General features: G+C 62.5%; 17 protein-coding genes. 4 read left to right on the top strand and 13 right to left on the bottom strand.

Features of this window, described 5'->3' with window-relative positions:
• Positions 1 to 13: 13 nt before the first annotated feature.
• The 6 genes from drmC to QWJ39_RS05085 all read right to left on the bottom strand — a co-directional run bounded on the left by drmC (position 14) and on the right by QWJ39_RS05085 (position 15,404).
• Positions 14 to 724 (bottom strand): DISARM system phospholipase D-like protein DrmC, encoded by a 711-nt coding sequence (gene drmC / locus QWJ39_RS05060; protein ID WP_290256632.1) that lies wholly within the window; start codon positions 722 to 724, stop codon positions 14 to 16.
• The gene (locus QWJ39_RS05065) at positions 714 to 2,792 is read right to left on the bottom strand and encodes a DUF1998 domain-containing protein (RefSeq protein ID WP_290256633.1); all 2,079 of its coding nucleotides are present in this window, start codon (positions 2,790 to 2,792) and stop codon (positions 714 to 716) included. Before QWJ39_RS05065 ends, drmC begins: the two co-directional genes overlap by 11 nt.
• Positions 2,792 to 6,508: a DISARM system helicase DrmA gene (gene drmA, locus QWJ39_RS05070; protein WP_290256634.1), complete on the bottom strand. Its 3,717-nt coding sequence runs from the start codon at positions 6,506 to 6,508 to the stop codon at positions 2,792 to 2,794. The genes QWJ39_RS05065 and drmA overlap by 1 nt, the downstream gene beginning before the upstream one ends.
• Positions 6,505 to 10,587: a DNA methyltransferase gene (locus QWJ39_RS05075; RefSeq protein WP_290256635.1), complete on the bottom strand. Its 4,083-nt coding sequence runs from the start codon at positions 10,585 to 10,587 to the stop codon at positions 6,505 to 6,507. The genes drmA and QWJ39_RS05075 overlap by 4 nt, the downstream gene beginning before the upstream one ends.
• Positions 10,587 to 13,733, bottom strand: coding sequence for a DISARM system SNF2-like helicase DrmD (gene drmD / locus QWJ39_RS05080; RefSeq protein ID WP_290256636.1), 3,147 nt, complete (start codon positions 13,731 to 13,733; stop codon positions 10,587 to 10,589). Before drmD ends, QWJ39_RS05075 begins: the two co-directional genes overlap by 1 nt.
• A 375-nt stretch (positions 13,734 to 14,108) precedes the next feature.
• Positions 14,109 to 15,404 (bottom strand): hypothetical protein, encoded by a 1,296-nt coding sequence (locus QWJ39_RS05085; protein WP_290256637.1) that lies wholly within the window; start codon positions 15,402 to 15,404, stop codon positions 14,109 to 14,111.
• Between the two features lie 315 nt (positions 15,405 to 15,719).
• Between QWJ39_RS05085 and QWJ39_RS05090 the strand changes: the two genes are divergently transcribed.
• The 4 genes from QWJ39_RS05090 to QWJ39_RS05105 all read left to right on the top strand — a co-directional run bounded on the left by QWJ39_RS05090 (position 15,720) and on the right by QWJ39_RS05105 (position 18,720).
• Positions 15,720 to 16,529 (top strand): GIY-YIG nuclease family protein, encoded by an 810-nt coding sequence (locus QWJ39_RS05090; RefSeq protein WP_290256638.1) that lies wholly within the window; start codon positions 15,720 to 15,722, stop codon positions 16,527 to 16,529.
• 205 nt (positions 16,530 to 16,734) lie between these two features.
• Positions 16,735 to 17,457 carry a hypothetical protein gene (locus QWJ39_RS05095; RefSeq protein WP_290256639.1) on the top strand — a complete coding sequence of 241 codons (723 nt, stop codon included), beginning with the start codon at positions 16,735 to 16,737 and terminating at the stop codon, positions 17,455 to 17,457.
• Between the two features lie 20 nt (positions 17,458 to 17,477).
• Positions 17,478 to 18,254: a hypothetical protein gene (locus tag QWJ39_RS05100; protein ID WP_290256640.1), complete on the top strand. Its 777-nt coding sequence runs from the start codon at positions 17,478 to 17,480 to the stop codon at positions 18,252 to 18,254.
• Between the two features lie 226 nt (positions 18,255 to 18,480).
• Positions 18,481 to 18,720 carry a type II toxin-antitoxin system prevent-host-death family antitoxin gene (locus tag QWJ39_RS05105; protein WP_290256642.1) on the top strand — a complete coding sequence of 80 codons (240 nt, stop codon included), beginning with the start codon at positions 18,481 to 18,483 and terminating at the stop codon, positions 18,718 to 18,720.
• 126 nt (positions 18,721 to 18,846) lie between these two features.
• Here QWJ39_RS05105 and QWJ39_RS05110 read toward each other — a convergent pair whose 3' ends face one another.
• The 7 genes from QWJ39_RS05110 to QWJ39_RS05140 form a co-directional block, all read right to left on the bottom strand.
• Complete coding sequence (locus QWJ39_RS05110) at positions 18,847 to 19,425, bottom strand: hypothetical protein (RefSeq protein ID WP_290256643.1); 579 nt, start codon at positions 19,423 to 19,425, stop codon at positions 18,847 to 18,849.
• Positions 19,426 to 19,560: 135 nt separating this feature from the next.
• Complete coding sequence (locus QWJ39_RS05115) at positions 19,561 to 19,911, bottom strand: hypothetical protein (RefSeq protein WP_290256644.1); 351 nt, start codon at positions 19,909 to 19,911, stop codon at positions 19,561 to 19,563.
• A 159-nt stretch (positions 19,912 to 20,070) separates the two neighbouring features.
• Positions 20,071 to 20,925 carry a hypothetical protein gene (locus QWJ39_RS05120; RefSeq protein WP_290256645.1) on the bottom strand — a complete coding sequence of 285 codons (855 nt, stop codon included), beginning with the start codon at positions 20,923 to 20,925 and terminating at the stop codon, positions 20,071 to 20,073.
• Between the two features lie 661 nt (positions 20,926 to 21,586).
• Positions 21,587 to 22,561, bottom strand: coding sequence for an IS481 family transposase (locus QWJ39_RS05125; protein ID WP_290256646.1), 975 nt, complete (start codon positions 22,559 to 22,561; stop codon positions 21,587 to 21,589).
• 154 nt (positions 22,562 to 22,715) lie between these two features.
• Positions 22,716 to 23,231 (bottom strand): hypothetical protein, encoded by a 516-nt coding sequence (locus tag QWJ39_RS05130; protein WP_290256647.1) that lies wholly within the window; start codon positions 23,229 to 23,231, stop codon positions 22,716 to 22,718.
• Complete coding sequence (locus QWJ39_RS05135; protein ID WP_290256648.1) at positions 23,224 to 24,525, bottom strand: relaxase/mobilization nuclease domain-containing protein; 1,302 nt, start codon at positions 24,523 to 24,525, stop codon at positions 23,224 to 23,226. Before QWJ39_RS05135 ends, QWJ39_RS05130 begins: the two co-directional genes overlap by 8 nt.
• Entirely contained in the window at positions 24,522 to 24,929 is a 408-nt protein-coding gene (locus QWJ39_RS05140) for a hypothetical protein (RefSeq protein ID WP_290256649.1), read from the bottom strand. The genes QWJ39_RS05135 and QWJ39_RS05140 overlap by 4 nt, the downstream gene beginning before the upstream one ends.
• Positions 24,930 to 24,983 lie beyond the last annotated feature (54 nt).

Raw genomic sequence — 24,983 nt, forward strand, 5'->3', positions numbered from 1 at the left:
GTCGGCGCGCCGGCTACTCCTGTACCAGTTGGTAAAGCGTGCCGTGCTTGCTGGCCATCGTGGACTCAACTGACCTGGCAAGAGCCGAGTCTCGGACTAGAAGGCCGAACTCGATGTTGCGGTTCTCGGCGCTGAATGAGAAGTTGGCGCTGGTCAGCAGCATCACTTCATGGTCGATGATGACGAACTTTGCATGGCTGACCACGGGCTTGCCGGTAGGCAACACAGCCGATCTGTAGACCGTCGCACCCCCAAGATGGGCTTTGATGTTCACAGCGTCGGCCTTGTCCCCGTCGACGTAAACGGTGACTGTGATACCTGGCTGTTCAGCACTTTCCCGGAGCACTGACCACATCTTCGAGGTCTTCTCGAAGTTATAGGTTGCGCAGGTCACGGACTGGCGGGCGGAGCGGACGAGCCGGTGGAACTCGCCCGTGAGGTGGCCGATTTTGGCTTCGTTGCCGGGCATGGTCCAGACAGGTGTGAGATCTCGATGGACGGCCTTGGCTCCGGCCACAGCCTGTAGGACAGCAACCGACCGCTCAACCTCCGTGTGCCCCAGCCCGGCGGCTGTAAGGAGTCCACGGGCTTTTTCACGACGGGATGCGCTGACCGCTCCGAGGGCCTTGGTGACGTGCTGGCCGGTGGCGAGCTGTACGGCCAGGCCTTCGGCTTCGGAACCGGTGAGAAACTCTCCGAGCGCCCCAAAAGGGTCAGAAGGCATCAACGCTCCCGAAGAACCCGGGCACGGCCGGACCCATGATGGTCGGCAGATCCAGGAGAAAGCGCCTATCCAGGAACCGGTTCGACTTCTCGCACGAAGTCTCCGAGGCGAACGTACAGCAGTGGCAGGCCGCACCATGGAGGAAGTCCTCCGGGTCGCTGGGAGTGCGCACCGCACAAACAGGGTCCGAGGAACACCGCGACGCCCTGCGCAGAGCCGAGATAACGAGGCCCTCCAAGCGCGCGGGCTCGGACAGTGCGACGAGCCCGCCGAGAGTTCCCTCGCTGTCGGAGGCGGTAGTGCAGATGAGCAGTCCGGCTGCCGCCTCGCGCTGCGGCCCCGAAGGCCATCCGTAGATGCGTTCGGTGAGGCTGGCCGCGCCGTAGCCGCAGGACATTGCCATCTCCCGAATGAGCGTGTGGGCGAAGGTGTGCAGCAGCCAGTACCGCGGGCCTGGCAGCCGAGTGTCGGGGTCGACTGACGCGGCGGTCTCCGAGAAGCGGCGGGAGAAGTTCAGTCGGTGTGCCTGCCTGTGAGCTGCCCATAGCGAGGAGTCGAGGATCTTCTTTTCCCACTCGTCCACGGCTTTCAGGTCGAGCTGAAGAAAGATTCCCTCGCCGCGGTCTTCGGTCGCCGGCACCCAAGCCGGTTTGCCCTTGCGCGTTAGTTTGACGAGGCGGCTGGCAAGGTCGTTCACCCGGTCCATCTCGTCGAGCCGCGTAAACCCGAGCACGGCGTTAATCTTTTTCATGCGGTTGACGGCGACGACTCGCGCAATGCGCGCGTGCAGGTTCTGCCCCCGTTGCATCTCGGTGACCATTAGGCCGCTGGAGTTTTGCTGCTGCGGGAACAGAGCTGGCTTTTGCAGATACCGCCATTCCGGCACGAGCAGCTCCACCGGGTCCCAAGTGGCGAGCTTCTCCTGGCGGACCTCCTCGGGATCGACGGGCGCGAGCACGTCCGCGACGGCGGCCGCTAGGCTCTGGTCCGAGACATCCTTGAGGTCGAGCTTTCCGTCTGCCACGTCCCGGAGGGTGTCCAGGTCGGAGGCGTACTTGGCGATCTTCTCGATTCCCACCGCAGCGCGCAGTTGGTCGGCGAGGGCTTCGGCCTCTTCAGCGTCGGTGCGGGGCATGACAATGACCGACTGGGTGGAGGAGAACCAGAGGTTGGATGCCCCCATCATGATCAGGGTGGGACGGGCGCCGCATTCGGTGTCGAAGGCGTTCAGGTGAGGGTGTCGTCCACGGCATTTCTGCGGGAGTTTGTCGCGCCCAGCCGCGCCCTGGGCCTCGGCCATGCCACGGGATGCGGGGCAGGAGGCGCAGCTGATGACGGAGCCGATGCTTTGACCGATGTTCGCGTCCCGCATCTTCAGGTCGGGTGCCTCGGCTTTCGGGCATATTCCGCCGCGGTGCACCCATAGTGTGTAGGGAAACTCGTCGAGGTGGCCGTTGGTGCAGGTCAGCAGGTGCGGGGCCGGAACGGCCGGGCTCTGGCGTTTCCCTCCGGCTGCTCCGGCCGCTTTCCTGCCACGGCCCGGACAGCTCTGGTGGGTGAATTGGGCCAAGTCCGGGCGGAAGGGATGGGTATTCGTGTAGCTGAAGCGCGGCAGAGGTCCGAGGTAGTCGCAGCCTGTGCAGCGCAACCACTGCGGGAAGACGCGCGCCGGAACGCCGAGGTCGGACCCTTCCTTGGACATCGCTCCCTTCTTCGGCTGCCACGGAAACGGGCGGAGCGAGTCAACCTGAGGCCCGAGGTGAAGCCGTACGACATTCAGTAGCCGTGGTTCGACGATGGTCGGGGTGAATTCCCGGCGCTTCCAGATCGGTTCCCAGTCGTCGAGCCCGGCCGGCATGACAGCAAACCCTGGGAGGTCCATGATCGCGCCTGGGCCATAGGTGTAGAGCAGCGAGGAGGGGCGTGCGGAGCCGACCTTTGCACGGTTCTTGACCGTGCCCTCTTCGGCGTCAGTCAGCGGGTCGAGCGTCTGCCCGGGATCGTGGAACATGGCGAGGCTGTTTAGCGGCTCCGCATTGTCTTTATCGGTGGAGATGGTTTCGGCCATCAATCGTCCTCTCCCATTGGCAGGGCCCACTTCGGGGCTCCCTCGGGTGCCCGCGAGAACAGCCGTTCAGAAAGCGGGCTGACCAGCACATTAATCTCCGGCTGCACTTCACGCATCGAATTGGCAATAACGAACGGCGCTTCGGAGGACCCTCCGACCGATGCTCTGGCATTCTCGGGGCTGATGATCAACGGCAGGTACTTGTCGCCTTCTCCGGTGCGTTCGTACACCAAAGTCTTGCTCATCTCCGCGGCCCGCTTCGCACGCTGATTCCAGCGGTCAATGCGGTTCACGAGAAGGTCACTTGCCTTCTTGGCGATGTCCTCGTTTTGAGCAGCGGCCGCGATGCGTTTTTTCAGCCGGTTCGCCAGCGCTTCGAGCGCCTCTGGGTGCTCCTTGATCCGCCAGGCGCTGCGTTCCGGGGAGAGCCCATCAGCGACGGGAGCCTGGAGCACCCGGGCAACACTGACCAGCAGCCCGTCGATACCGCGCTCCAGCGAGGTTGGCGAATACGGGGTCACCGAGAGCGCCTCGACCTGGGCGTAGAACGTGTTGTGGTAGTTCCGGAACTGCTCGAAATGAGCCAAGTCTCGTGGACGGGCCCAGTTCCCGAGGGCGACTACGAGACCGGGCCGGTCAGAGGGGTCGCGGCCGACGCGCGAGGATGCCTGGATGTACTCTGCGGTGTTCTTCGGCTGCCCGACCACGAGCATGAGCCCGAGGCGCTGCACGTCCACGCCGACTTGGAGCATGGAGGTCGCCAGGACGACGTCGAACGGCGCCTCTTTCCTGCCTGCAGCTTTCTTGCCTTCCCGGATGGCGGCTACACGGCCCTGGACCGCGGCCGTCGTGTCAAAATTCGGGTCGAACTCCAACCCGAGCCGGTCCAGGGTCCTGCCGATCTCGGCCGAGGCGATCCGGGAGGTCAGCTCGGCAGTGTGCAGGTTGCCGTACGCTGCGCCGTATCGCTTCGGGAAGCCCGAGTCCTTGCGCGGGTTACCGACCCTGTTTGCCACATCGTCGGCGATATACCGGGCCATGCCAGCGAGTTCACGGGTGGCATTGAAGTAGCCGACCAGCGTCATGTACGGGTCCGCAGCGCTCCCCGCCCTGTCGAATAGGAGCTGGCTCGCCAGTAGGAGTACCTCGGCAAGCCGGATTTCCGCGCTGGAGAGGCGCACGCCCTGGGCACTGACACCAAGGTACCGCCGTCCCGGGTTCTCCCGGCTGAGCGGAACTTCCTGGGAGAAGTAGGTATCGGCGACGTCGAGCACCTGTGGGGGGAATATCTCGACCTGCCGCCCGTAGAGTCCCCGCACCTGATCTTGGGCGTTGCGCACGGTCGCTGTCGAGGCCACGATCAGGGGTCTCACCGGTTTGCCGGCCGGGGTTTCCCATGAGGACAGGGTCTCTACGGCGGCTTCGAAGAGGCCGACAGCTGTGCCGAGGGCCCCGGTGATCAGGTGCAGCTCGTCCTGGATGATCAGGTCCGGCGGCCGAAGCCGGTTGACGGTCTGCACGGTCGCTGCCGGGTGCCCGTACTTGCTCGCCGGGTGGGTCGTCGTGATGTCGCAGTTGCTGTAGTCCGGATGGACGTACCCGTGTCGCCCGCACCTGCGGCTGACGTAACCGAACAGTGAGGCTGCCTCGCCCTCGCGGGCAAGCCGGGCGAACTTGTCCACGGTCGCGATTACAAAGGCGGGAGTGAGGCGGTAAATCTCCTCATCGACGGTGAGTACCGGCAGTCCTTCGTCGACAAGGCCGCCCTTGGAGAAGGGGCAGCGGGCGACGTCGTCGCCGCAGTAAACGAATACCCGGCGCATCGTCGCATCAGTCTTGACCTGGGCGGCGGTAATGGGCGTGCCACACCATGGGCACCGCTGAATCTGGAGGACCGTTAGCCGGTGGGAACCGTATTCGTTGGCCTTGGTGAGCTGCTCGTCCGCTTCCTCGAAACGTTTCGGGCTCACGTCGGTGCCTACCCACAGCCCGATGCGGAATGGCTCGGCTCCCCAGATCTCGTCATTTTCGCGACGCGCCAGTTCGGCCGCGCACATCAAGGTCGTTGCCCGCTGGAACTGCTGGGCGGTCAGCAGTCGCAGGGTGTACCGCATGAGAACCGCTACGCCGTCGCGCCCGTCGAGCTGGCCGTCTGTCGAGGGGAGTAACCCTTGGCGGCGGCGGATCGCGAACGTGTAGGCGGCAAGGCCGAGATAGGCCTCGGTCTTGCCACCGCCGGTGGGGAAGAACAGTAGCTCCACACGAGCTAGGTGATCGGCGCTGCGGAATTGTGCTGTCGGGTCCGTCAGTGCGCCAAGCTGCATGAGGATGAACGCAAGCTGGAAGGGACGCCAGGAGGCCGCGCCCGGACCCTTTGCGGCAACTGCTGCCTGTGCTTGCTCGATGGTCACTGTTGGATCAGATGCCCGCAGGGCTGCTACCTGAGAGGCGATGCGCTGATTACGCATCACGCGGTTCATGAACTGAAAGCAGCGCAGCGCTTCAGGATCGCTGGCGATGTGTTCGAGCCCCTCGGCAAGCCGTTGGCGTGCCTGGGACGCTTCCCACAGGACAGCCTCGGCGGTTTCCTGAAGATGTGCGGGAAGATTCATCGCCGTGACTTTTTGTTCGTCGAGCCACGCGCCGTAGCCGGAAACCAAGGGGGTCAGCCCAGCCTTCAGCCCCTCTGGGGTCACTTTCGAAAGCGCATCCATCGACAGCATCGCGTCCTTCACGGATCGTGCGCGTGTCTGCGGCGTCTCAGCGACAGGAAGCCACGTCGTAGAGACCTCAGCTGCCCGGCGTGAACCATTGCGCGCCACCCAATCCACCGAGCACGTGCGACCGATCGCGAACTCCAAACGGTTGCGGTACTGGAGGTTCAACCGCTTGACCTCGTCGTCATGTTCCGGCCAGTCCTGCTCCAGGACATCCCGCACCGGGAGAAACACCTCCTCCCCGCCGGCGTTAACGCGGAGCTGGGTCTGGAACATCCACATGTTCACCGGGATCGGCATCGGCGTCTCCCGGTCATTGCACAGTGCAATCTCCACCAGAACCCGGCCAAACTGCGGATCGTCATACCTGTCCACCCGCAGGCAGATCGAGTCCCGCAACGTTATCGTCGCAGTCTTCCCCGGGGTCAGGTCGGCGAGTTTGATCGTGCGTGGTTCTTCGACGGGAGTGCGCTGGTAGTGACGGATCGGGCGGCCGGCTTTGGTGACCTGATCGGTCTCGACCGTCGAGTATGTACCCCATGATGCGGTGACCGCGAACGCAGTCAGGTCTGCCGGCACCTGGAACCGCAGGCCCATTGACGCCGGGATCATCAGCCCTTGTTTTGGGGTGCGATCCTCCGTGTCATCGTCCTCCGCATCCGCCGTCGTCTCGTCGGCGGCGAATGCCGGAACGCCGCGCTGCTCGCGCGCAGCGTCATCGTCCATGCGGGCCTCAACGATGTGCCCGCGCTCCGGGGCGCTTTCGAATTCGCCATCTTTGAGTGCCTTGCCTGTGAGCTTCACTGGTCCGATGTGCCCCACCAGGTACTGAGAGCGGGGGCTAAACGGCAGAACTTCTTCAGGTCCGTGGATTGGCCCGAGCAGTTCCCGCTCCAGGATGTCGGCCAGGTTCTCGCGCACCATGAACGAGGAGCCATCCAGCTCATGGGTGAGCTCGTAAGGCTTCTGAGGTGGTCGCGTGGTCGTGGTCTCGCTCATGAGAACAATGTCTCCATTCCATCCGACATTGACTTCGCTTTTCTTCCTTTCGCCGCCTTCTTCGGAAGCGCAGCGGCCTCAGCAGCCGCCCGGCGGTGGTTTTCTTCAAGCAACCGGTCAAGGATCTCAACCCGGGCGACAGGACTCACCGTCCACCGCTCCATCTGGCGATAGGTGTGGAAGCCATGGTCCAGTGCTATGTCAGACCAGCCGTAGGCGTCCAAGACTGCGTCGTCCACCTCTGCGTGGATTGCTCGCAACCTGGCGACATCAGGATCCACTGAGTCGGAAACTGAGGGGTCGTTCACGAAGTTGTAGAGCTTCGTCAGCCCGAGCCCACGCCGCAACATAACCTCACGGCGCTCCTCATCAAGCGTTCGTCCGACCTGTTCGAGCCATTCGGTCGGCTGTGGTCGCGGGAAAGTGTCGAACACGTCGGATGGGGTATATCGAGGATCAGACTTCATCCCGGACCCGTACTTCACCACCCACCCTTGATGAATGCTCGACGACAGAACAGCCTGATCGCTAAAGGACGCTGTAGCCACCACGTTCACAGCATTACTGAATACTTGGTTGGTTGTGACCCTCACGGGCATGAGCGACTTGCTGGTTAGCGCGATGACCAGTAAGTCTTCAAGTCCTGCGATTGCTTTCCTCATGGCTGGTCGACGCTCGCCGTATTGCCACCAGTAGTCTCTATAAACTTTCCGGTTGTTCTTTAAGCGCTCGGGCAGGACTTCCTCGCGTACGCGGTGCATCGGCAACGCATAGGTCTCCGCCGTTTCCAAGGGAGCATGGTCAAAATCGATGGCCCAACGTGACGCTGAGCAGTCGGGGCGTGAGTTGACGTCCTCTCCATTAAGGTAGGGATGTAGTACCTCGGCATTCTTTGCGGATCGGGCTATCCAGTCAGACGCTTGAGCAGGGTCAAGCACGAATCCTTTACCCAGTACTGTGCAGCCTTGGAATGCAACGCCCTGGTTTTCTCTTAGTGCTGCTGGATTGCCGTCCACACGACCGCTCGGTTCGAGAAGTGAAGAGATTCGCTTGACCCGCCGACCATCACTAACTCGGGGAAGTGTGTCTGGGACGAATGACACGGTTCCCCACACCGCGGCATACTGCAAGCTTGCACTCGCAGCAGGCCAAATCTGGCTCTGGATTGACTGAGTAATAGTGAAACCATTGGCAACCATTTGGTCGAGTCCGACCTCCCGAGATGCACCCTGCGCAATCGAGTTAGTCGCTATGAGACCAAGCACTCCCCGGGTGTTAAGTGCAGCAAGGGCACGGAGGAAGAAGTACGCTACAAGGTCTGAGCTCCCCTTAACGCCGCGTGCCAGAACTTCAACAAGCCAATCTCGAATGTTTGTCCCCATCGCACCGGAGAGCTTCTGCCCGCCCAAAAATGGGGGATTTCCGATGATCGCGTCGAAGCCGCCGTGATCGACCATGACGTCAGGCGCTTCAAGCACCCAGTGCAGCGGTTGCCAGCGCTCGTAATCGGTCTGCACCATCGGCCTGAGGCCGCGGTCAATGATGGTGGCTAGCCAATTACTCTCCGGCTCTCCGTCACGCGGGCCCGGGTGTGCCCGCTTTACAGCTTCGCGCAGGTTCCCGTAGGCCTCATCGAGTGCCTTGCCAGGCTTTCCACCTAGCGGGAGACCAGCGGCGATCACACCGTCGGCTATCGTGCGTAGCGACGCTGTGATCTCGCGGAGCTCCCGCAATTGCCGATGCTTTGCAACGCTGCTGCGGGCGGGATCGTCTTCGTCTATCTCGGTGGAGAGACGTTCGCGCAGTGCAACTGCCTTACGGACAATTGTGTCGATGTCGACGTCGAAGATGTCGAACATCTGGCCGGAGGAAACGCGCGTCGGGTCAATGTGGAGTTTGCGGAGCTGGTCGAGGCTGGTGAGCCCGAGCAGGGAGTTGCCGAGGAAGACCTTGTCGTCGACAAAGGAAAATGGAAGGTCGCGATCTAGGGATACGAGCCAGAGGGAGAGCTTGCACATCTCGACAGCCATGTCGTTGATGTCTGCCCCGTACAGGCAGTTAGCAACGACTTGGCGGATGGCACGCCCATACAGGTCCTTGCGGTGGGAGTTGGCGGGGTCTTCTTCAGTCCATGCCTCCACCACGCGGTCGGCGAGGTACCGGGCAGCAGCCACGAGGAACGCGCCAGACCCGCAGGCGATATCGGCGACCTTGAGGCCGAGAAGCTCGTCGGAAGACTTCAGCTTCCACTGCTCGCCGTCAGCGTTCTGATGTGGGCCGGGGGAGTAGCACAGCGGCTGGAGAGCATGGAGAACGATCTCTTCAGCCAAGGACTTGGGCGTGTAGTGGGCGCCGGCGTTCTTTCGTGAAGGGGTCTCTTTCACGACCAGACCCCCGGCCACGACTACAAACGGGTGTCCACGCAAGTCCGGTCGGATGAGCCCGAGCCATGGCCTGATGCGGTCGCGCAGCGTGTTGTCGTCGCCGACGGCCTGGGCGAGGGCACTGATTGCACTGGGGTCGGCCTCAGCGGTGATGGCTTTGGCGATGGTCGCCGCTGACGACGGACTAGCCGAGGGCTGGTCTTCCTCAACCCATTCGCGGACCGCCGCGGCGAGCTTCTTCGGGTCGGCGTGGGTAGTCGCCAGTTCTTCAAGTATGGTCAGCGGGACCTCGGGCTCCGCTCCAGTGGTTCCTATGATGCCGAGGGTGGGCTCACTGACACGTGTCGCGGTATAGCCGAGCAGGCCTTCATAGATGTAGCCGATCTGCTCGACGTCGATGTCGCGGAACGAAATCTGCCGACTTTCCCCTTTCACGTACGCCACCTGAATGGAGCGCAGCACGTGGAGCATTACCCGGTCGGAGACCGTGACGGCCAGAGCGCCCTGTTCATCCGTACCCGTGAGGAAGGGGAACCGTGCCGGATCGAACAGCGATCCGCCATAGGCAGGCATGCGCAGGTTCTCGAACGATGCACCCTTGTAGAGGGCCTGGCTGGTCGCAAGCAGCCGGTGCCAGGTCAGCGACGTGGCGTCGAGAGCTTCCTCGCTATCGTCGTTCCGCCGGCCAGTGAGTCGCTGAAGTTCGCCGGCGATGCCGTAGCCCTGTTCAAACAGCTCCCCAGACGGCAGCAGGCCGCGCTCTTCGGCGAACAACAGGAACACCGCCCGCATCATTAAGGTGACGGCAGCCTCGTAGATGTCTTGGGAACGGTCGGGAAGCGGGTAGGGCAAGCCACGGCGTTCTGTCTCGGCAGCAGACTCCGAGAACGACTGTATGAGCAGTTCGACGGCCCGGCGCACCTGCGCGCCGAGCGCTTCAGTGATCTCCTCGGCTGCGGCAATGGATTCGTTGAAAAGTACAGGAAGGCGCTCGGCGGGATCGCCGCCGATGATGTGCTGTCTCCCGACCAGAGTAAGGAAGGCGTCGCGTGCCCGGGGCTCTTCGACCCAGGTGAGCGCGTCCACGATGCCGGAAGCTGCCATGCTGCCCTCGCGGGCGCAGACCAGGCCCCACCACCGACCGTCAGTGACGATGCCGATCTCGACCCTGTTTTCGCGCAGGAGCGCCTCGCAGCGGTCGATTGGAGTTGCGGCCCACAGGTCGTTGGGTGTCTGGCGCAATGAGTCCGTCGGATCCACGACGAGCACGAGCGCGCCAATATCCTCCACACTGAGAAGGGCCCCCTGCGCGGTGACGGTGACCGCCCGGTTGGGCGACTGTGCCTCTACGCCCGAGACGATGCCCCATTCCAGTGATTCACCCCAGCCGACGACGTCCCGCAGAACGGTCTCGACCCACTTGTCGCGTTCTGTTCGGTAACCGCCCAGCCTGATGTCACTGTCGGGGTCGCGGTCAAGGGCTTCCCAAGCGGACTCGAACGCCTTGCGGGCATCGACCAGGGCTTCGAAGCGGTCAGGGTGAGTGGCGCGGAAGTCCGGGATGCCGTTCGGCCATACCCTTTTGAGCGGCGGGATGGCGAGGAACGGCCCGTCTGTGTCGACGAGCTGGAGCCACGCCCGATGCAGGTCTGTAGCGTTGATCTTCGGACCGGTGACCTTCTTGGGTCGCGCCATCAGTTGGTCCATCCTTCTGCGTCTTCACGGGTGAGGGCGAACACGACCGCCGCCGCCGTGGTGTGTGGCTTGACGTCGACATACCGCTCTTTGATCGCGTCGATCTCACGGGCTTCCTCGTCGTCGAGTTCGTCCAGGCGCCGTTGCATCGCTTCGATGTCCCGGCTGCGCTGGCGCTGCTGGTCATCGGGCAGGAGCATTGCCGCGGCCTCTTCGTCGGCTCGGCGCAGACGTGCGAGGGAGTCTCGGAGGTTGGTCCGGAACGCAGCGAAGATGTCCCGTGCCCGCTGGACGTCTGCTTCCTGGCGGCGCGTCAACTGTTCAAGGACGAGCTCGTGGCGTCGGCCGGCGCGGGCCTGCATGGACTCTTCGAGCCGGACCCGCAGCGGGGCGTCCGGGATATTCCACAGGTCGCAGAGCTGGTCGCGGACGCGCTCGTCCGCCGGTGCGATTTTCTCGCCGTCGAGTGCGTGGTCCAGTGCGGTTTCGGCTTTTTCCTCTGCCATCGCGCGGCGTCCGTGCAACCGGACGCCAGCCAGGAACACTTCCTCGTGCAGGCGGATGCCGCCTCGCCCAACCAAGACCATGCGGGTGACTGCGGCGACAAATGATTCGGGCAGATCGTCGACCACGACGGCGGTGACGCGACTGAGCGGCGAGTCGACGCTCCACAAAGAGCGGCGCAAGAGACGCTGTGCCTTCTGCACGATCGGGTGTCCGAGGTGCACGTACACGAGTTCGTTGTGCCCGTCCGCTGCCTGGGGGTCGAAGGTGATCGGACGGATGATTTCAGGTTTCAGACGTGTCGGCAAGCCTTTGAGGGCCGCGCTCCATCCCGCCGAAAGACTGGGCACATCGAACACTTCGGCGTCGGTGAACTCCTCGAAGTCGTGGTTCGCGGTGAGCGGTTGCTGGTGGTTGATCCGCAGGGCGGTATCAACCACTCGGCGCAGGTTGGCCGGATCCAGATGCATCTCACTGCGCGAGGCCTCGTACCCCTGTTCAAGCTGTGTCAGCCTGGCGTTGAGTTCCATGCCGCCGGCCAGGGCTGTGTTGATGACGTCGTTTGTGTCGACGCCTTTCGCCTTGGACCGCGCAGGTGTCCGCTTGCCAAAGTGGCGCTGGATCTCGTCGCCGATGACCTGGTTTACCGAGCCGAGATCCTGTTCGACATTTGCGACCTTCCTCGCGACGCGGGCCATGAAGGAGGCGTCTGCGGCGTAGACGGAGGAGTCACTGGCGGGGGCGAAATGGAAGACCAACGGTTCGTGTTTCTGGCCGTACCTATCGATACGCCCGATACGTTGCTCCAAGCGCGACGGGTTGAACGGGATATCGAAGTTCACCAGCCGGTGGCAGTGCGTCTGGAGATCGATACCCTCGCCGGCGGCGTCCGTGGCGAGCAGGACACGCACCGGTTCCTTCTTAGGGTCCTCGGTGAACTGTGACCGGATGTACTCGCGGTCCTCGGGCGACGTGGAGCCCTGGATAACGGCGAGCCTGTCCCCGTACCCCCGCTGGGTCAGCACACGGGTCAGCCAGTCGACAGTATGGGCGTATTCGGTGAACACGACGACACGATCAGTTGAAAAGGGCCCGCCTTCGGGACGGCATACGGAATCAAGGTACTTCAGCAGTTCATCGAGCCGGGAGTCTGCCTGGGACTCGTAGCTCAGGCCCCATTCCATGAGTGCGGCGAGCTGGCGGGGTTCGGCGGCGACCAGCGGATCGGAGCCTTTGGATTCTCGCAGCCGTTCGGCCTCGTCCTGCTCCCACAGGCCCTCTTCCTCATCCGACTGCCCCTCGCCGAAGACGTCATCGTAGTCGTCATCTGCCAGGCCACGGCCGGCCTTGGCACTGAGGTAGTGCGAGAGCGTCTTTCCGAACGCAAACGGGCTGGACAGGAACCTCTTCTTCAGCAACATGGTGACAATGTCGCCACTGGGCTTGGTGCCGTTGGCCTTGGCACTTTTGACGACAATCTGATCCAGGAGCTCGAACATCTCCTGCTCGTCATCGCGCGGGGTGTAGGGCAGGGCGCTGACCTTGCGCTTCTTGAAATCCTTGCCGGTCAGGTCGCTCTTGAGGCGACGGACCGTTACATCCTTGAGTGCTTTGGAATCCAGGAGCGCGCCGCGGGAGAAGCGCCGGGAGTCGATCATCTCCATCAGTGCAGTAAAGGATTCCGGGTGTCCGTTGTGCGGCGTCGCGGAGAGGAAGAGCCGGTGTTCGCACCGTTCCGCGAGATCCCTCACCGCGACGGTGCGCTGGGTGTCCACTGCGTACCCGCGGCCTCCGGCGATTGCCGGGGGACTGGAAGGGGCGACGTGGTGGGCCTCGTCCACAACGAGGATGTCGAATGCGAAGCGTTTCGCCGTCTTCGGGCTTTTTACTTGGGCATACACATCGCGTAGCAGCCGCTGCGAGCGGACTTGGGGTAGCCAAGCCATGCTCACTATGACACGGGGGAACATCAGGAACGGGTTGGCGTGCAGTCCGTGCGTGCGGCGTACTTCTGCCATCAGCTCGGAGTTGACGATGGTGAAGTCCAGCCCGAACTTGTCCCGCATTTCGTCCTGCCATTTTAGGGACAGGCTCGGAGGACACACGATCACCGCGGTGCGGGCACGGTGCCGCAGCAGCAGTTCCTGGATCACAAGACCCGCCTCGATGGTCTTTCCCAGGCCGACATCATCGGCCAGCAGCAGGTTGGTGCGCGGCGCCCCGAGGGCACGGCGCAGCGGCTCAAGCTGGTATGCCTCGACGTTCGCGCCGGACCAGAACGGAGCTTGGTAGCGGTTCGGGTCGGCGCTCGTGACCGCACCCCATCGCATTGCGTCCACAAAGCCAGCCAGCGTGGTTGGGTCATCGAACTGCTCGGCATAGATCGTCTCCGGCAGTCCCTGAGCCGGGGTGACTGTGTGACCTACTTCCAGCTCCCACACCACTGACAGCTGCTCCCCGAGACGGTCCTCGTCAAGGGACTGTAAATCGACCACGTGCGTAAGCTGCGCAACTGATTCGTCCGCCGGGCTGCGGGGCAGTCCCTGCGCCTGAACGTTGGCCACGGCCCAGGTTGATCCGCGAACCTCGACAACCTGGCCGGGCTCCGGCAACGGCGGTGCGGCAACAGCTGATGTTGACACGTGTGGCTCCTAGCTCCGTTGCTTCACCCCATGGGAACCCCAGCACGATGCAACGGTGACGCCCGGGGTGGACTCATCTAATCATTGTCTGATGGGGATCTTCGTAACTTGGGAGCAAATCCGCCTTTCTAGGGTGCAGACGACTTCTGGAACTGACACACCTTCCGGTCACTTAGGGGAACTGGAACTCGGGAGGACGCTCCCCCAACGTGTGAATGCGATCGCCATGTGGCCGAGTTTGTCATCGCTTGGTATCGCACCGGCGCCGTCAGACGAACCCTGGAGGGGCAGGGTTCCGACCCCTCCGTAGCCCGACGGAAACCCACCTCCACCACACACTTCGTGGGGCGGTTTTTAAGGGCCCTCAGCAGACCTTTAAAATGGCCAGACTTTGGGCACGTCGAGTTCTTCGGGAACCTCGACTGCTGGCGCCTTCGGGTGGGATTGAAGGAGCTGCCGGACGGTTCGCCCCGCAAGGTACGCCTCGACAACAAAGCGGCGCTGTTCCGCCCACACTGATGGGTCGTACTCGTTCTCACGCAGCGTGTGAGCGACGTTGGACCGTGCTCGACGAATCTCCTTGAGGATGCTGACGGCAGAAGGCACCATCCCCTCAGGGTCGTGTCTGACTGTGCACTCCATCCACTGGATGAGCATGTTCATTGTGCCGCGCTGGCCCTGGTAGGTGTTGCCCTCGCCGTCCCGCCGCTCTTCTGTGAGCGGGATTCGGGCCCGGACGAAGAACTTTTGGTCGAGGTTGTCGATCAGTAGCTTGTTGAGCTGCTCGATGAAGTTGGACAATTCACGCTTGGTGGGCCGGATCAGGTACCCATAGTCGGTGGGGCGGCTCGCTCCGTCATAGAGATTCCGGAAGAGGCTCGGGTAGCCGATCGCCCCACAGATGTCATTGATGAGCCGCATTTCCATCAGAACCGCCGTGTAGGGACTGACCCGCTCGGGGAACTCCCCCATGAGGTGCGGACGCACCCAGTCCGGGTGAAGCACCCAATCCTGCCGTTCATGCTCGAATGACTTCCAGTAGGCCTGTTCGGCCGGCGAGAGGTCATGAAGGTACCTGAGCGGTACGCCGGCCACGATCTCGTGATTGTCCTTGTCCGCGTCGAAGCCGATGCTGAATGTAGTCAGGTAGGTGTCGTGAGGTGTGCCTTCCCGAGCCCGGATCTCACCTCCAATGTCAAGCGTGTAGTCGTAACGAGGGTCGTCGCGGTACCTGCCAAGAACGTCGGCCCGGAAGAACACGGATTCCAGCTGAGCATGGCCGAGGGCTAGAGCGGCCGAGTACGGAGCACCCGGATAGTGATCACCCGCGGACATCGCAGCTAAAGTGTCACGGGTCGGGTAAAGAACTGCGGAACGAACGCCGCCGCGCTGTTGTACCTCCACAAGATTGTCGGCAGCCGACTGATGTGGGAATCCAATGATGTGTGCGTTGGTCATCTCATGACCAAAGTTGGCGTACAGCACTCCCTCCGCGACAAGCTCAGCGAGCACTGCCTCAATGTCGACAGGAAACTCCGCCACGGCGTCGATGAGCGGAGCCGCTGCGACTCCATTGAAATCGGGAGACTCGAGGTACTGCCTGGCGACGTGCTCACGCAGGTGATCCTTCACGCCATCATGCATTGACAACTCTCGTTCGACTTCAGCCACAACCCGATGGTTCCGTATCCGACGCGTATTCACCAATCCTCGCGCTTGCAGACACGCGAGCTGTACGACGTCCCAGTTCCTTGGAACCGCGGCATTCAGCCAGGGATTCTTGCCTGAGATGGACGTAGGCCGTCAAGCCGATGCTAGAACGCGCGAGCGGTGGCATAAGGTGTTCCCGTGTTGCAATCCATTGCTCTCTTCGTGCCAGCCGAGACGGGAGTCCCCGCCAGGCCAGCTCCCACTGCGTCCCTTACCCTCGGTCATGTACTCACTGGCCTAGGGGCGGACCATGACCCCACGGTCCGGGTGGAGGACATGCACGTCATCCGCCACACCTTCAAGCCGGGTGACCCCGGAGCGCTGCGCGGGCCGGAGGACCTGACCGAGGAGCGAGTCCTCGCCTACACCCGGGAGCAGGACATTTCGCCCCGTCGCTTCCCCTCGGACCCTCCCCGATACTGGGTGATCCTCGTCGCCGACGGTCAGCGCCGCTCTCGTCTCTGGGGTACCTTCGAGAACCACGGCGAAGTGACCGCAGATCGCACCGAGTCGAGCCGTTTCTTCGACCTCCGCCCGTCGGGCTTCCTTGCACCCCTCAATGACCGACTCGTGGTCGAATGGGACACCCCTCGCAGCTGGCACCGAAGCGCCGCGTCTGCCAGCGCCGCGCGCATGCCTGTGTTGGAGATTGCCGACCGGGACAAGGTCCAGTTCCCTGGGTTCGATGGCGTGCTGCTCAGCTACCTCCAGCTGCGCGAGATGGTGGAGGATCCCCGCTATGCCGACTGGCGGATCGCCCTGTCAGAGGTCCAGGGAATTTATCTGATCACTGACTCCACCAACGGCAAGCAGTACGTGGGCAAGGCCGACGGTGCCGAACGCATTCTGGGCCGGTGGACAGCCTATGCGCGCGACGGCCACGGTGGAAACGTCGCCCTCCGCGAGCTTGCCCTCGTCAGCGCAGCCGGGGAAGGCACAAGGACGAAGACAGACCATGCCCGACACTTCGTTTTCAGTCTCCTCCGCGTGTTCGGTCCGAGCACACCGTCCTCAGAGGTGAACTCGGCCGAGTCCCACTACAAAGCAGCGCTTATGACACGCACGTTCGGACTCAACAGAAACTGATCGACCCGTCCTGCCAGTCTGGCTACCGCGTAAGTTAGCCCACCTAATATCCTGCTGGACCGGGAGACCGACCGGCGTGCGAACGTTTCCCTGTCCCCTTCCCGGACACTTCTGATGTCATCCACGGTCGGCTATTCCATCAGACGGGGCAGACCAGGCATCGGCGTATCCCTGCCACGTCGCAGACGTGTCGTAGGCTCATCAAATGCGCACAGTGGAGCCAGGTAACATCACCAAAGTTGTACAGGACTTCCTTGATGTTTCCCAGACAGAGCAGCCGAGCATTACGAGCCGGTCACGAAGTTGGGACTACTGCTACAACTACTTTCAGGACCACCCCGAGCCCACACAGGACCTTGAACGGAGCTGCCTCCAACTGGGCTATTACCTTGCCAGCTGGGGAATGTTGCGCGGATCCACTTACCTGTTCACCGAGACAAACATGCACCACTATGCGAAAGCGGTGCGCGTGATTGAGAATCTCAATCCCACCATGCGCGGGATTGATGCGGACAGCTACCTCGACCCGTCAGTCCATGCCAAAATCATCGGCGCCTATGCAGAGCTCTGGCCGAAGCTCGTGCCGCCCGGCGTCGCGCGTGTGACGCTTGTGGGCAAGGTGATGCTGGGGGTTTGGGGGTGCCTGCCCTCTTTCGACACGTACTTTCGCCGGGGCTTCGGGGCGATGGCGGATAGACGTGGAGAGAAGACCGCGTTCTCGAGCATCACGGACCGCTCCCTGACACTCTTGGGCGAATTCCACGCGCGGCACAGCGAAGAGCTCTCACGTCTTAGCGAGCAGTACACAACGCTCACCTTTGGTGGCGGCTACTCCAACCGACCGCTGCCACTGGCCAAGGTCATCGACATGTACGGATTCCAGCGGGGTTACAACGCGGGCCGCCCGGCACTGCCGGCCAACAACTGATGGAGCAGTACGGTGGCGAAATGGAAGCCGGCCACAAGCCCTCTGTCATTAGTCGGCTGCTGCACGAAATCTCGTGGGAGGGCCGCAAGGTGAAGCTCTATCGAGATGGCGGTCGGGGTATGGAAAACGCTCTCACTGCGGAGGTTTTCCAAGGTCTGTCCAACCTCCCGCGTGACATGTTCCTGGGGGAAATCTTGCGTTGCGCCCACGGCGCCGATGAGGCTCGGCTGGCTGCGGCCATCGAGGTTGAGCACAGTGACCTTGACGTGTTGCCGGGCTCCCTTCCGCTCCCGGCCCTTGGAATAGATGTGCAGCCGGACGTCTGGATGACAGGCTCCTCGGTTCAGGTCTTGGTCGAGGCGAAGGGCTTCAAGAAGGGTGCGGGGTTTAATCGCGAGCAACTTCCCCGGGAGCTCTTGTGCCTGGAGGCGCACAGCGGCGGCCGCACCCCCTTGCTCCTACTGATTCTTGCCAGTCCCCCACCCATCAAGCTGACCGGCAACGGCTTTCACGAGGTAGACGCCGGCGTTGCCGTGGGCCTAGATTCCGTATGCGAACGCGCCGGTATGACGCACGAGGAGTATGAACGCCTACGGACCGCTATTCCGGCCTGCGTCGCGTGGATAACCTGGGAAGAGATCCACGCCGTCGTGATGCGACAAAAAGGAGCCTTGTCGGGTCTCCCCTCGAGCATCGCGGCATCCGTCCATCGGACGGCTGACGGCGTGGCCCAAGCCATCCGGTGGCACTCCAGTGGTGTCGTTACCGATCTTGTTGAATTTGCCGAAGGGTCATAGAGCTGACAGATGCCGCACAGGACTGTGAAGACCGCCGCTGCCGGAAGCCATGTGTCATTGAGCGCAAGCTTTTGGACGGTGTCACCTGAGCATCGTCGAGGTCTTCTCGGCATCGAAGCCGAAATACTCTTCGAGCTTGCAGAGTTTCGCCGGGAGGTGCTGGCCGGCAGCACACCTCGCAGCGATGGCCAAGTACTAGAGTGTCCCCTAGACCTAGGAGGCAGGGATGGCCATCACCGCAAGCAAAGCCCGCCACGGACTTGTCCGTCTCATCGAGCAAGTTAACCTCGACCAAACAGAGGTTGAGATCATATCAAAGCTTGGGTCCGCGGTCTTGATGTCGAAGGAGGCGTACGACGCTTTGGTGGAAACAAGCTATTTGCTCAGCTCACCCGCGAACGCGCACCGCCTCATGTCCGCTCTGGAATCCGTCCGCGACGTCGGAACCGGCGAGCACAAGCCTTAGAACCTGACAGGACACGCCTCGGTTCGGGCTGCCTCTTCTGAAGACTACGTACACGGTCAAAGTTTGCTCTGAGTACGGGCGACACCCTGCGCTGCTGGTTGCGGTGTCCCTCAGGGCGGCCTACGTCTACTCCGAGGAGCTAGTCGGCCCTGCTGCTTTAGTGTGGGACCCGCCACGACCGCGCGGCCTGGCCAACGGGGGCAGCTTCATCGCCCCCAGACTTATCACCGTCGGCGAGGTCTCGCGGCCAAGTTGCCCGTCGAGGGCGACTTTTAGCCGTGCCGCGAGGATCTCGCGGCGCAGCGTGGCGAAAACCTCATCTTGTCTTTCGTGGTCGAATTCTTTGAAAGCCTCGTATTCCGCAATGAGCCGCCGTATCTCGTCGTCGTGCATCTTCGTGTAGGACGCTGCCCAGACAGTATCGAGGATCGACTTGTCCTCTGGACCGGTCAGATCACTACGGGCCAGTGCCTCAAGAATCGTGATGCCATAGAAGTGCCTCGTGTCGTTGCTGGAGGCAGCAGCCCCCAGGGCCCACTGGGTCCGCCGAATCCATTCGGCCCTGGCGTCCGCCTCACGCCTCCGCGCCAGGCTGTCGGTATGGGTTGCGGCGTTGCCAAGGAGAGCCCTCTTCTGACGTCGCAGTTTAAGCAAGAGGAGAACGGCCGCCCCGATGATGACCGCCGAGAGGGCGATGGATGTCATGGGTGAAATCTGCGTCCACCACCCCGGACCTTCCGGCACTGGGGCCTCATGGGGTGCAGCTACGAGCACCCGCAGCGGTTTGCCAGCAGTCATGGCGTTCCCGTTCTCTTTAGTCGACGCGGTTCCAACGGAAGCTCAGCCAAGTTCATCCAGAATTCGGGCTATCTCCCGAAGCGTCGCTGCATCAATCTGACCGCTCTGACAAGCACGAAAATTGCGCACGCCTGCGCGGCGCATGCTGCGGAGCAGAATAAGTTCCGCCTCGACGCGCTCGGAGAGGGGGCCGTCCTCCTCCAACAGGTACTCAGGGCTAACGCCGAACACCCCTGCCAAGGCCCGTAGGAGCTCCTCCGAAAGGGCCTGCTCCTTGCCGGCTTTCAGCAAGTCCCACTGCTCCTTGGAGACGTAAAAACCTTGTGCTTGGGCTGCGTCGCGGACTGCCGGATAGTCGAAGGGTTTTCCGTTCTCAGCCGGGATGGTGTCCAAGAGCAGGCCAACTTTCCGGGCGAGCGTCTCAGGCCGTCGTCGGCCGAGGCCACGCTCTGTGCTTAGTCCAAAATCTTCCACGTATACCGCTCCATGTCATTGCTATTTGATACCGGCGGAAAGATGCCAGCTCTCCGTGCCGGATGGCTGGTTGGCTAGTCAGGATGCAATCCTGTACCGCCCCTTGTGCACACCCGTCTCTTTGCCTGCCCTGGTTCGACAAAGTTCGCCTGAGGCACTGTTACAGCGCGGACAAGCCTCCTTCATTGCTCTTCGCTCCTGCTCTTCAAATGCTCTAATTTCCTTCGCCCGGAGCAGCTGTCGCTCTCGGGCCTTGATGCGCTCTGTGACGAGCTGCGGAGGGTGGGAATGGGCAGTAATCCCCTCTGCGTATGTAAGGGATATCTCCGGACTCTCCTTGCCAAGGTCTGCCAGCCATGTGATTTGTTTTGGGGACAGTGGTGCGCCGTGTGGTGAGTACCATGAGGGGCGTTCCTCGTCTGCCTCATCAGGAAACGCGGGCGCAAGGCGAGTGCCTGAGCCCACGTCTTCGCAGGCCCGCTCTAGTAAGGCGATCTCCTTCGTCAGGAGGAGCCGAGCGTCCCGCACCGCGCCGTAGGAGCCCCGCAAATTGAGGCGCACGTTGACGCCGACGAGCGCGTCGAGGACGACCCCGAGTGCGCCCCTGGCACTCTTGAAGACTTGGATCAACTCCGGGAAGGTGCACTCGAGTGCTTCAGGGATTGCTTTGGAGAGGGCCGGTTCCTCGGGGAAGACCCAGTGCTGGACGTTTTCTGTGTAAGTTCGTGTTACTTCGTCGACGAGATCGGAATCCAGATTCGGCTTGTCTTGAATCTCAGCGAGGAAGGTCGAGACTGTGTTGTGGTCCGCTAGCACCATCTCCCACTTGAGGAAGCCGAGAAGGCTCCTCCGGGAGAGCCGACCCTCTTGGTATGACACGATGACCCTCTGCATGCGCGGGAGCAGCACTTCCGGGTCCTGGTATGTACGCACTAGATCACCGTAGCGGCGGACGCATGGTCCCGAATTTACCCGGCTACGCTGAGATTTCGAGGAAGTGCTCAGAAACGAGCAAGAGCGGACATTTCGGAACCCATCAGAATGTTATCAAAATGTTATATGGACGATATGTCGCACCCGTGGGCCGTTCAAGCCTGGAGCGATGCGGCTCCGAGGGCTCCGAGGAGTACTTCTCCGCCCGACCCGCGTGGATATCGCGGAACCCTCGGCGGAATATGCACCCAGAGCCAACCACCGGGATCGCCCGATCCCGCCAGGACGACCGTGTCCAGATTTCCTTGGCGATCCGACGCCGGGAACCGTCCGGGATCTGCACGGCCTTGGTGGACCGTCAAGATGGGGCCTCTCAGCAGGCAGTGTCGTCCTAAACTTCCGGTCAGCGCTGCCGTGTAAAGAGGCATCCGGACAACGACAACGACCCAAGGTCGAGCGGCCGACGCCGAGATGGAGCCGGCCGCTCGTGGGGAGCTTTTTACTTGAGTCGGACGGGTTGGCCGAGCAGCCGGCCGGACGAGGTAACAGCCGGCTACCGTGGTCCAAGAGGGGCAGCACCGGTGATGGACCGACTCTGCGGGCAGCCCGACTCTCTCGACCTTCCATTGTGATCTGGATGCAGAACGAGAACTAGTTGTACTCAGTCAGTAGGTTGGTTGCACCTGCTGATGGGTGGTTTGCCTCCGAGGCTGCCGTGTGGCCGGTGGTTGTTGTAGAAGTTTAGCCATGGCTGCAGGGCGTTGGTTCGGGCTTGGTTCGAGGTGAAGGGCTGCCGGTAGGCCCAGCCTTCCTGGAGGGTGCGGTTGAAGCGTTCGGCTTTGCTGTTTTGCCAGGGATGGCGGGGTTTGATCAGGATGTGTTTGGCTCCCAACGCGGCCAGAGCGTCCTGGAAGTCGCGGGAGAGCCGGTAGGCGAAAGCATTGTCGGTCATGACCCGCTTCACGGGTGCGCCGTTGGCTGCCATGGCGGCTGCAGCCCGGGTGAGGAACCCGGCGCAGGTAGGGCCTTTCTCGTCGGGCAGGACCTCGGCGTATGCCAACCGGGTGTAGTCGTCGACAGCGACGTGGACGTAGTCAAAGCCGACCCTGGTGTGGCCTGCGGCGTGATTCCGGGCGGATTGCGTCGGGTCTGCCCGCCAACCGCCCCCGTCGGGAATACGTCCGAGTTTCTTGACGTCGATGTGGACGATGTCCTCCGGGGCATCGCGTTCATAGCGGCGCCCGGTGGCCCGGGAAGCCCGGATCCGTACCCCGGTCACCGGGTCCAGGTCCCACAACCTGGGCATGCCTGCGCGGGCCAGGATCCGGGAGACCGTCCGGGCGCTGGTCCCACAGCGTATGGCGAGGCCGGCCGGTCCTTCCCGGTGCTTCACCCGCTTGGCAAGGACTTCGGATACGACCCTGGCCGGGGTGGCGTGCGGGCAGGACTTTGGACGAGAACTCCGGTCCTCCAAGCCATCCCAGCCGTGCGTGCGGTAGCGGCTGAGCCACCGGTGGGCGCAGGTCCTCGAGATGCCCATTTCCTTGGCCACATGCGCGACGGGGCGTCCGGCGAAGACCCGCTCGATGATGATTCGTCTACCGATCGGAGTCAGGCGGGCATTACGGTGGGACATGAGGACCTCTTAGTCGTTGGCTGTGTGTGGTAACCACCAACCTAAGAGGTCCTCACCTATTCACGATGTAACCAACGTCCTGACTCAGTACAACTAGTCGAGCAGCGGCCACATGCACCTTATGGAGGGCCACTAGCCTTTTTCCAGGCCTGCCTCAATAGCGTCGGTACCATGCGTACAGCCACTTCCCGAGAGCCCGGGTGAGCCAGCCGAAGCCGGTCAGCACAGCGAAGGCAGTGCCGGCGATGGCGAGTTTCCAGTACCACTCGTGGGCATCCAGGAACCATCCCCAGAGGGTCTGGAGGATGGGCTGGAGCCCGAATGCCGCCCAGACTGTTTGGGCTGTGCCGAACACTACCCAGACGGCTATGGCGAGCGGCACGAGCGCAGCACTGATCTGGCCGACCGTCTGCCATGTCACCGCCCCGCGGAGCTGATCGACTCGTTCACCGGCCCGTCGGACCTGTTCGCTGACATACGTTCCGGCTTCGCTGAGCGCCGTGCGGCTCTTTTCCAACTCCGCCAGCATCGGCACACTGGACTCTGCGAAGGCGGTCTTCACCGCATGCTCATGCTCCAGGAGTTGGGCCCCTAGTCGGGGAACCAAGTACCGGGCCAGCTTCTCGTAGTCGATATTGACAGTGCGCTGCCGATGCAGGGCGTCAGCCAATCTCGAGTTCGTCGTTTCCAACGCTGTGATCTTGACCGAAATGTTCTGCGTCAGTGCGTGGGCGGACACGTCCGCGGCCCGCAAGGTGGACCCGTCGGGCAGCTTGACGACTTTGGAGCTGGCCAGCAGTTCCAGCATCTCGCTCATAGTCGTCGCGAGTGTTGTCAGCGTCTTGGCGTGCGAGTCGTTCGCGGAGACGTTGGAGTTGTTCAGCTGCTGCATCAACCGCCGCGTCTGCTCCAGCCCCTCCCATGTGCTGATGAAGCTCTGCGCCACCGAGCTGAACGAGTTCACGATCTCCCGCTGGTTCTTCTCGATCCCGTCGAGTCGATCGAGCAACAAACTCAACGTCTCCGAAGTCAGTTGCTGCTCGTTGTTCTGGTCGTGGTGCTGCTGATTGAGGGTCTCCATGATTCCCATGCTTTTGCTCCTTCATCTCCTGTTTTTTCGTAAATACTTTGTCGAGGCCTTCTGCCGTGAATTCCGGTGACAGCGCCGAGGCCTTGCGCCTTCGAACCCGGGGGTTCTTTCCGGGGGTGGACTCGTCGCGCATCTTGTACGTGATGCCGGTGGCTGTCTCCCCTGCCGTCTTGCTGCGGTAACCGTCGTGCTTGACTTTGTGTTCGGTTGTGATGACTTCGACGCCGCGGGCCCTGCACGCCGCTATGAAGGTCGGCAGATCCACCGCGGAGGTGTCGATACCCGCCTGCTCGATCGCGTCGCCGAGCTGCTGATCGAAGGCCGCCATGTCACCACGCTTGTTGGCCCAGTACGAGCCTGGTGTGGATACCGGTGCCGGTGTGGTCACCTGCATCCCTTCCTCCTGCATGAGGGCGTCGTTGGCGCGCTTCACCTGCCAGTGCACGCGGTAGTCCCTTGGTGCCTTCCCCGTGACCGCGTCGTGGTTCAGGATCGTGATGTGAGCGTGGGCGCAGCCGCCCTGGCCGTCGTCGTGAACCACGACCATCGCTGGACTGTTGGGCCGCATCTTTTTCGCCAGCAGGAACGCCAAATCACCCGCCCGCTGAAGGTCAAGGGGATCATTGACATCCAGTTCGTCGGGATGGAAAGAAACGATGTAGGAATGTGCTTTCACCCTGCGGCCGTTCTGCTCGGCCAGCCGGTTGCCCGTCTCAATGAACTGGGCGATGCTCGGTGCATCGCAGTAGAACCCCGGAGCCAGCCGGTCAGTACCTGCCGCTTTGTGACCCTTCTTCTTCGCCCCAACGCCGAATTCCAGATAGTCCGCCCGGGTACCCAGGTCGTAGACCGGAGACACCGTTGTAATGCTCACGGGGACGCCTTCCCGCTGAGAGCGTCGACCAGGCGTTCATAGTGCTCCGCCAACGCGTCGATCACCGGGGCGAGGGCCCCGAGGTCCAGCACGCCCCGATGCCCAAGGCGGCTCAACTGGTTGAAATTCACGCCGACGCGCTTCACGTCGACCCGGGCAGCGTCCAGAACCCTGAGCTGACGCTCGGTGAGCACAGCCGGAGGCGGTTCGGCTGCCCCGGCGCCGCCGCCGTGCCCCTCGGCCTGCTTCGCCGCGGCAAGCGCCGCGCCCCGAACGAAAGCCGACGGCGGCAAGCCCCGCCACGTCGCCACCTTCTCGACTAACGCGAGTTCAGCTTCGCTGAACCGCGTGTCGATTCGGTGGCTCCGAGGCCGTGGAGCAAGCTGTTTGGAAGTGCCACTCATGAACCCGCCTCCGTCCGGTCCTGAAGTACGAAATCTGCGGTGGAAAACGAACGC

It is taken from the genome of Arthrobacter sp. YD4 (assembly GCF_030410515.1).
GTDB lineage: Bacteria > Actinomycetota > Actinomycetes > Actinomycetales > Micrococcaceae > Arthrobacter.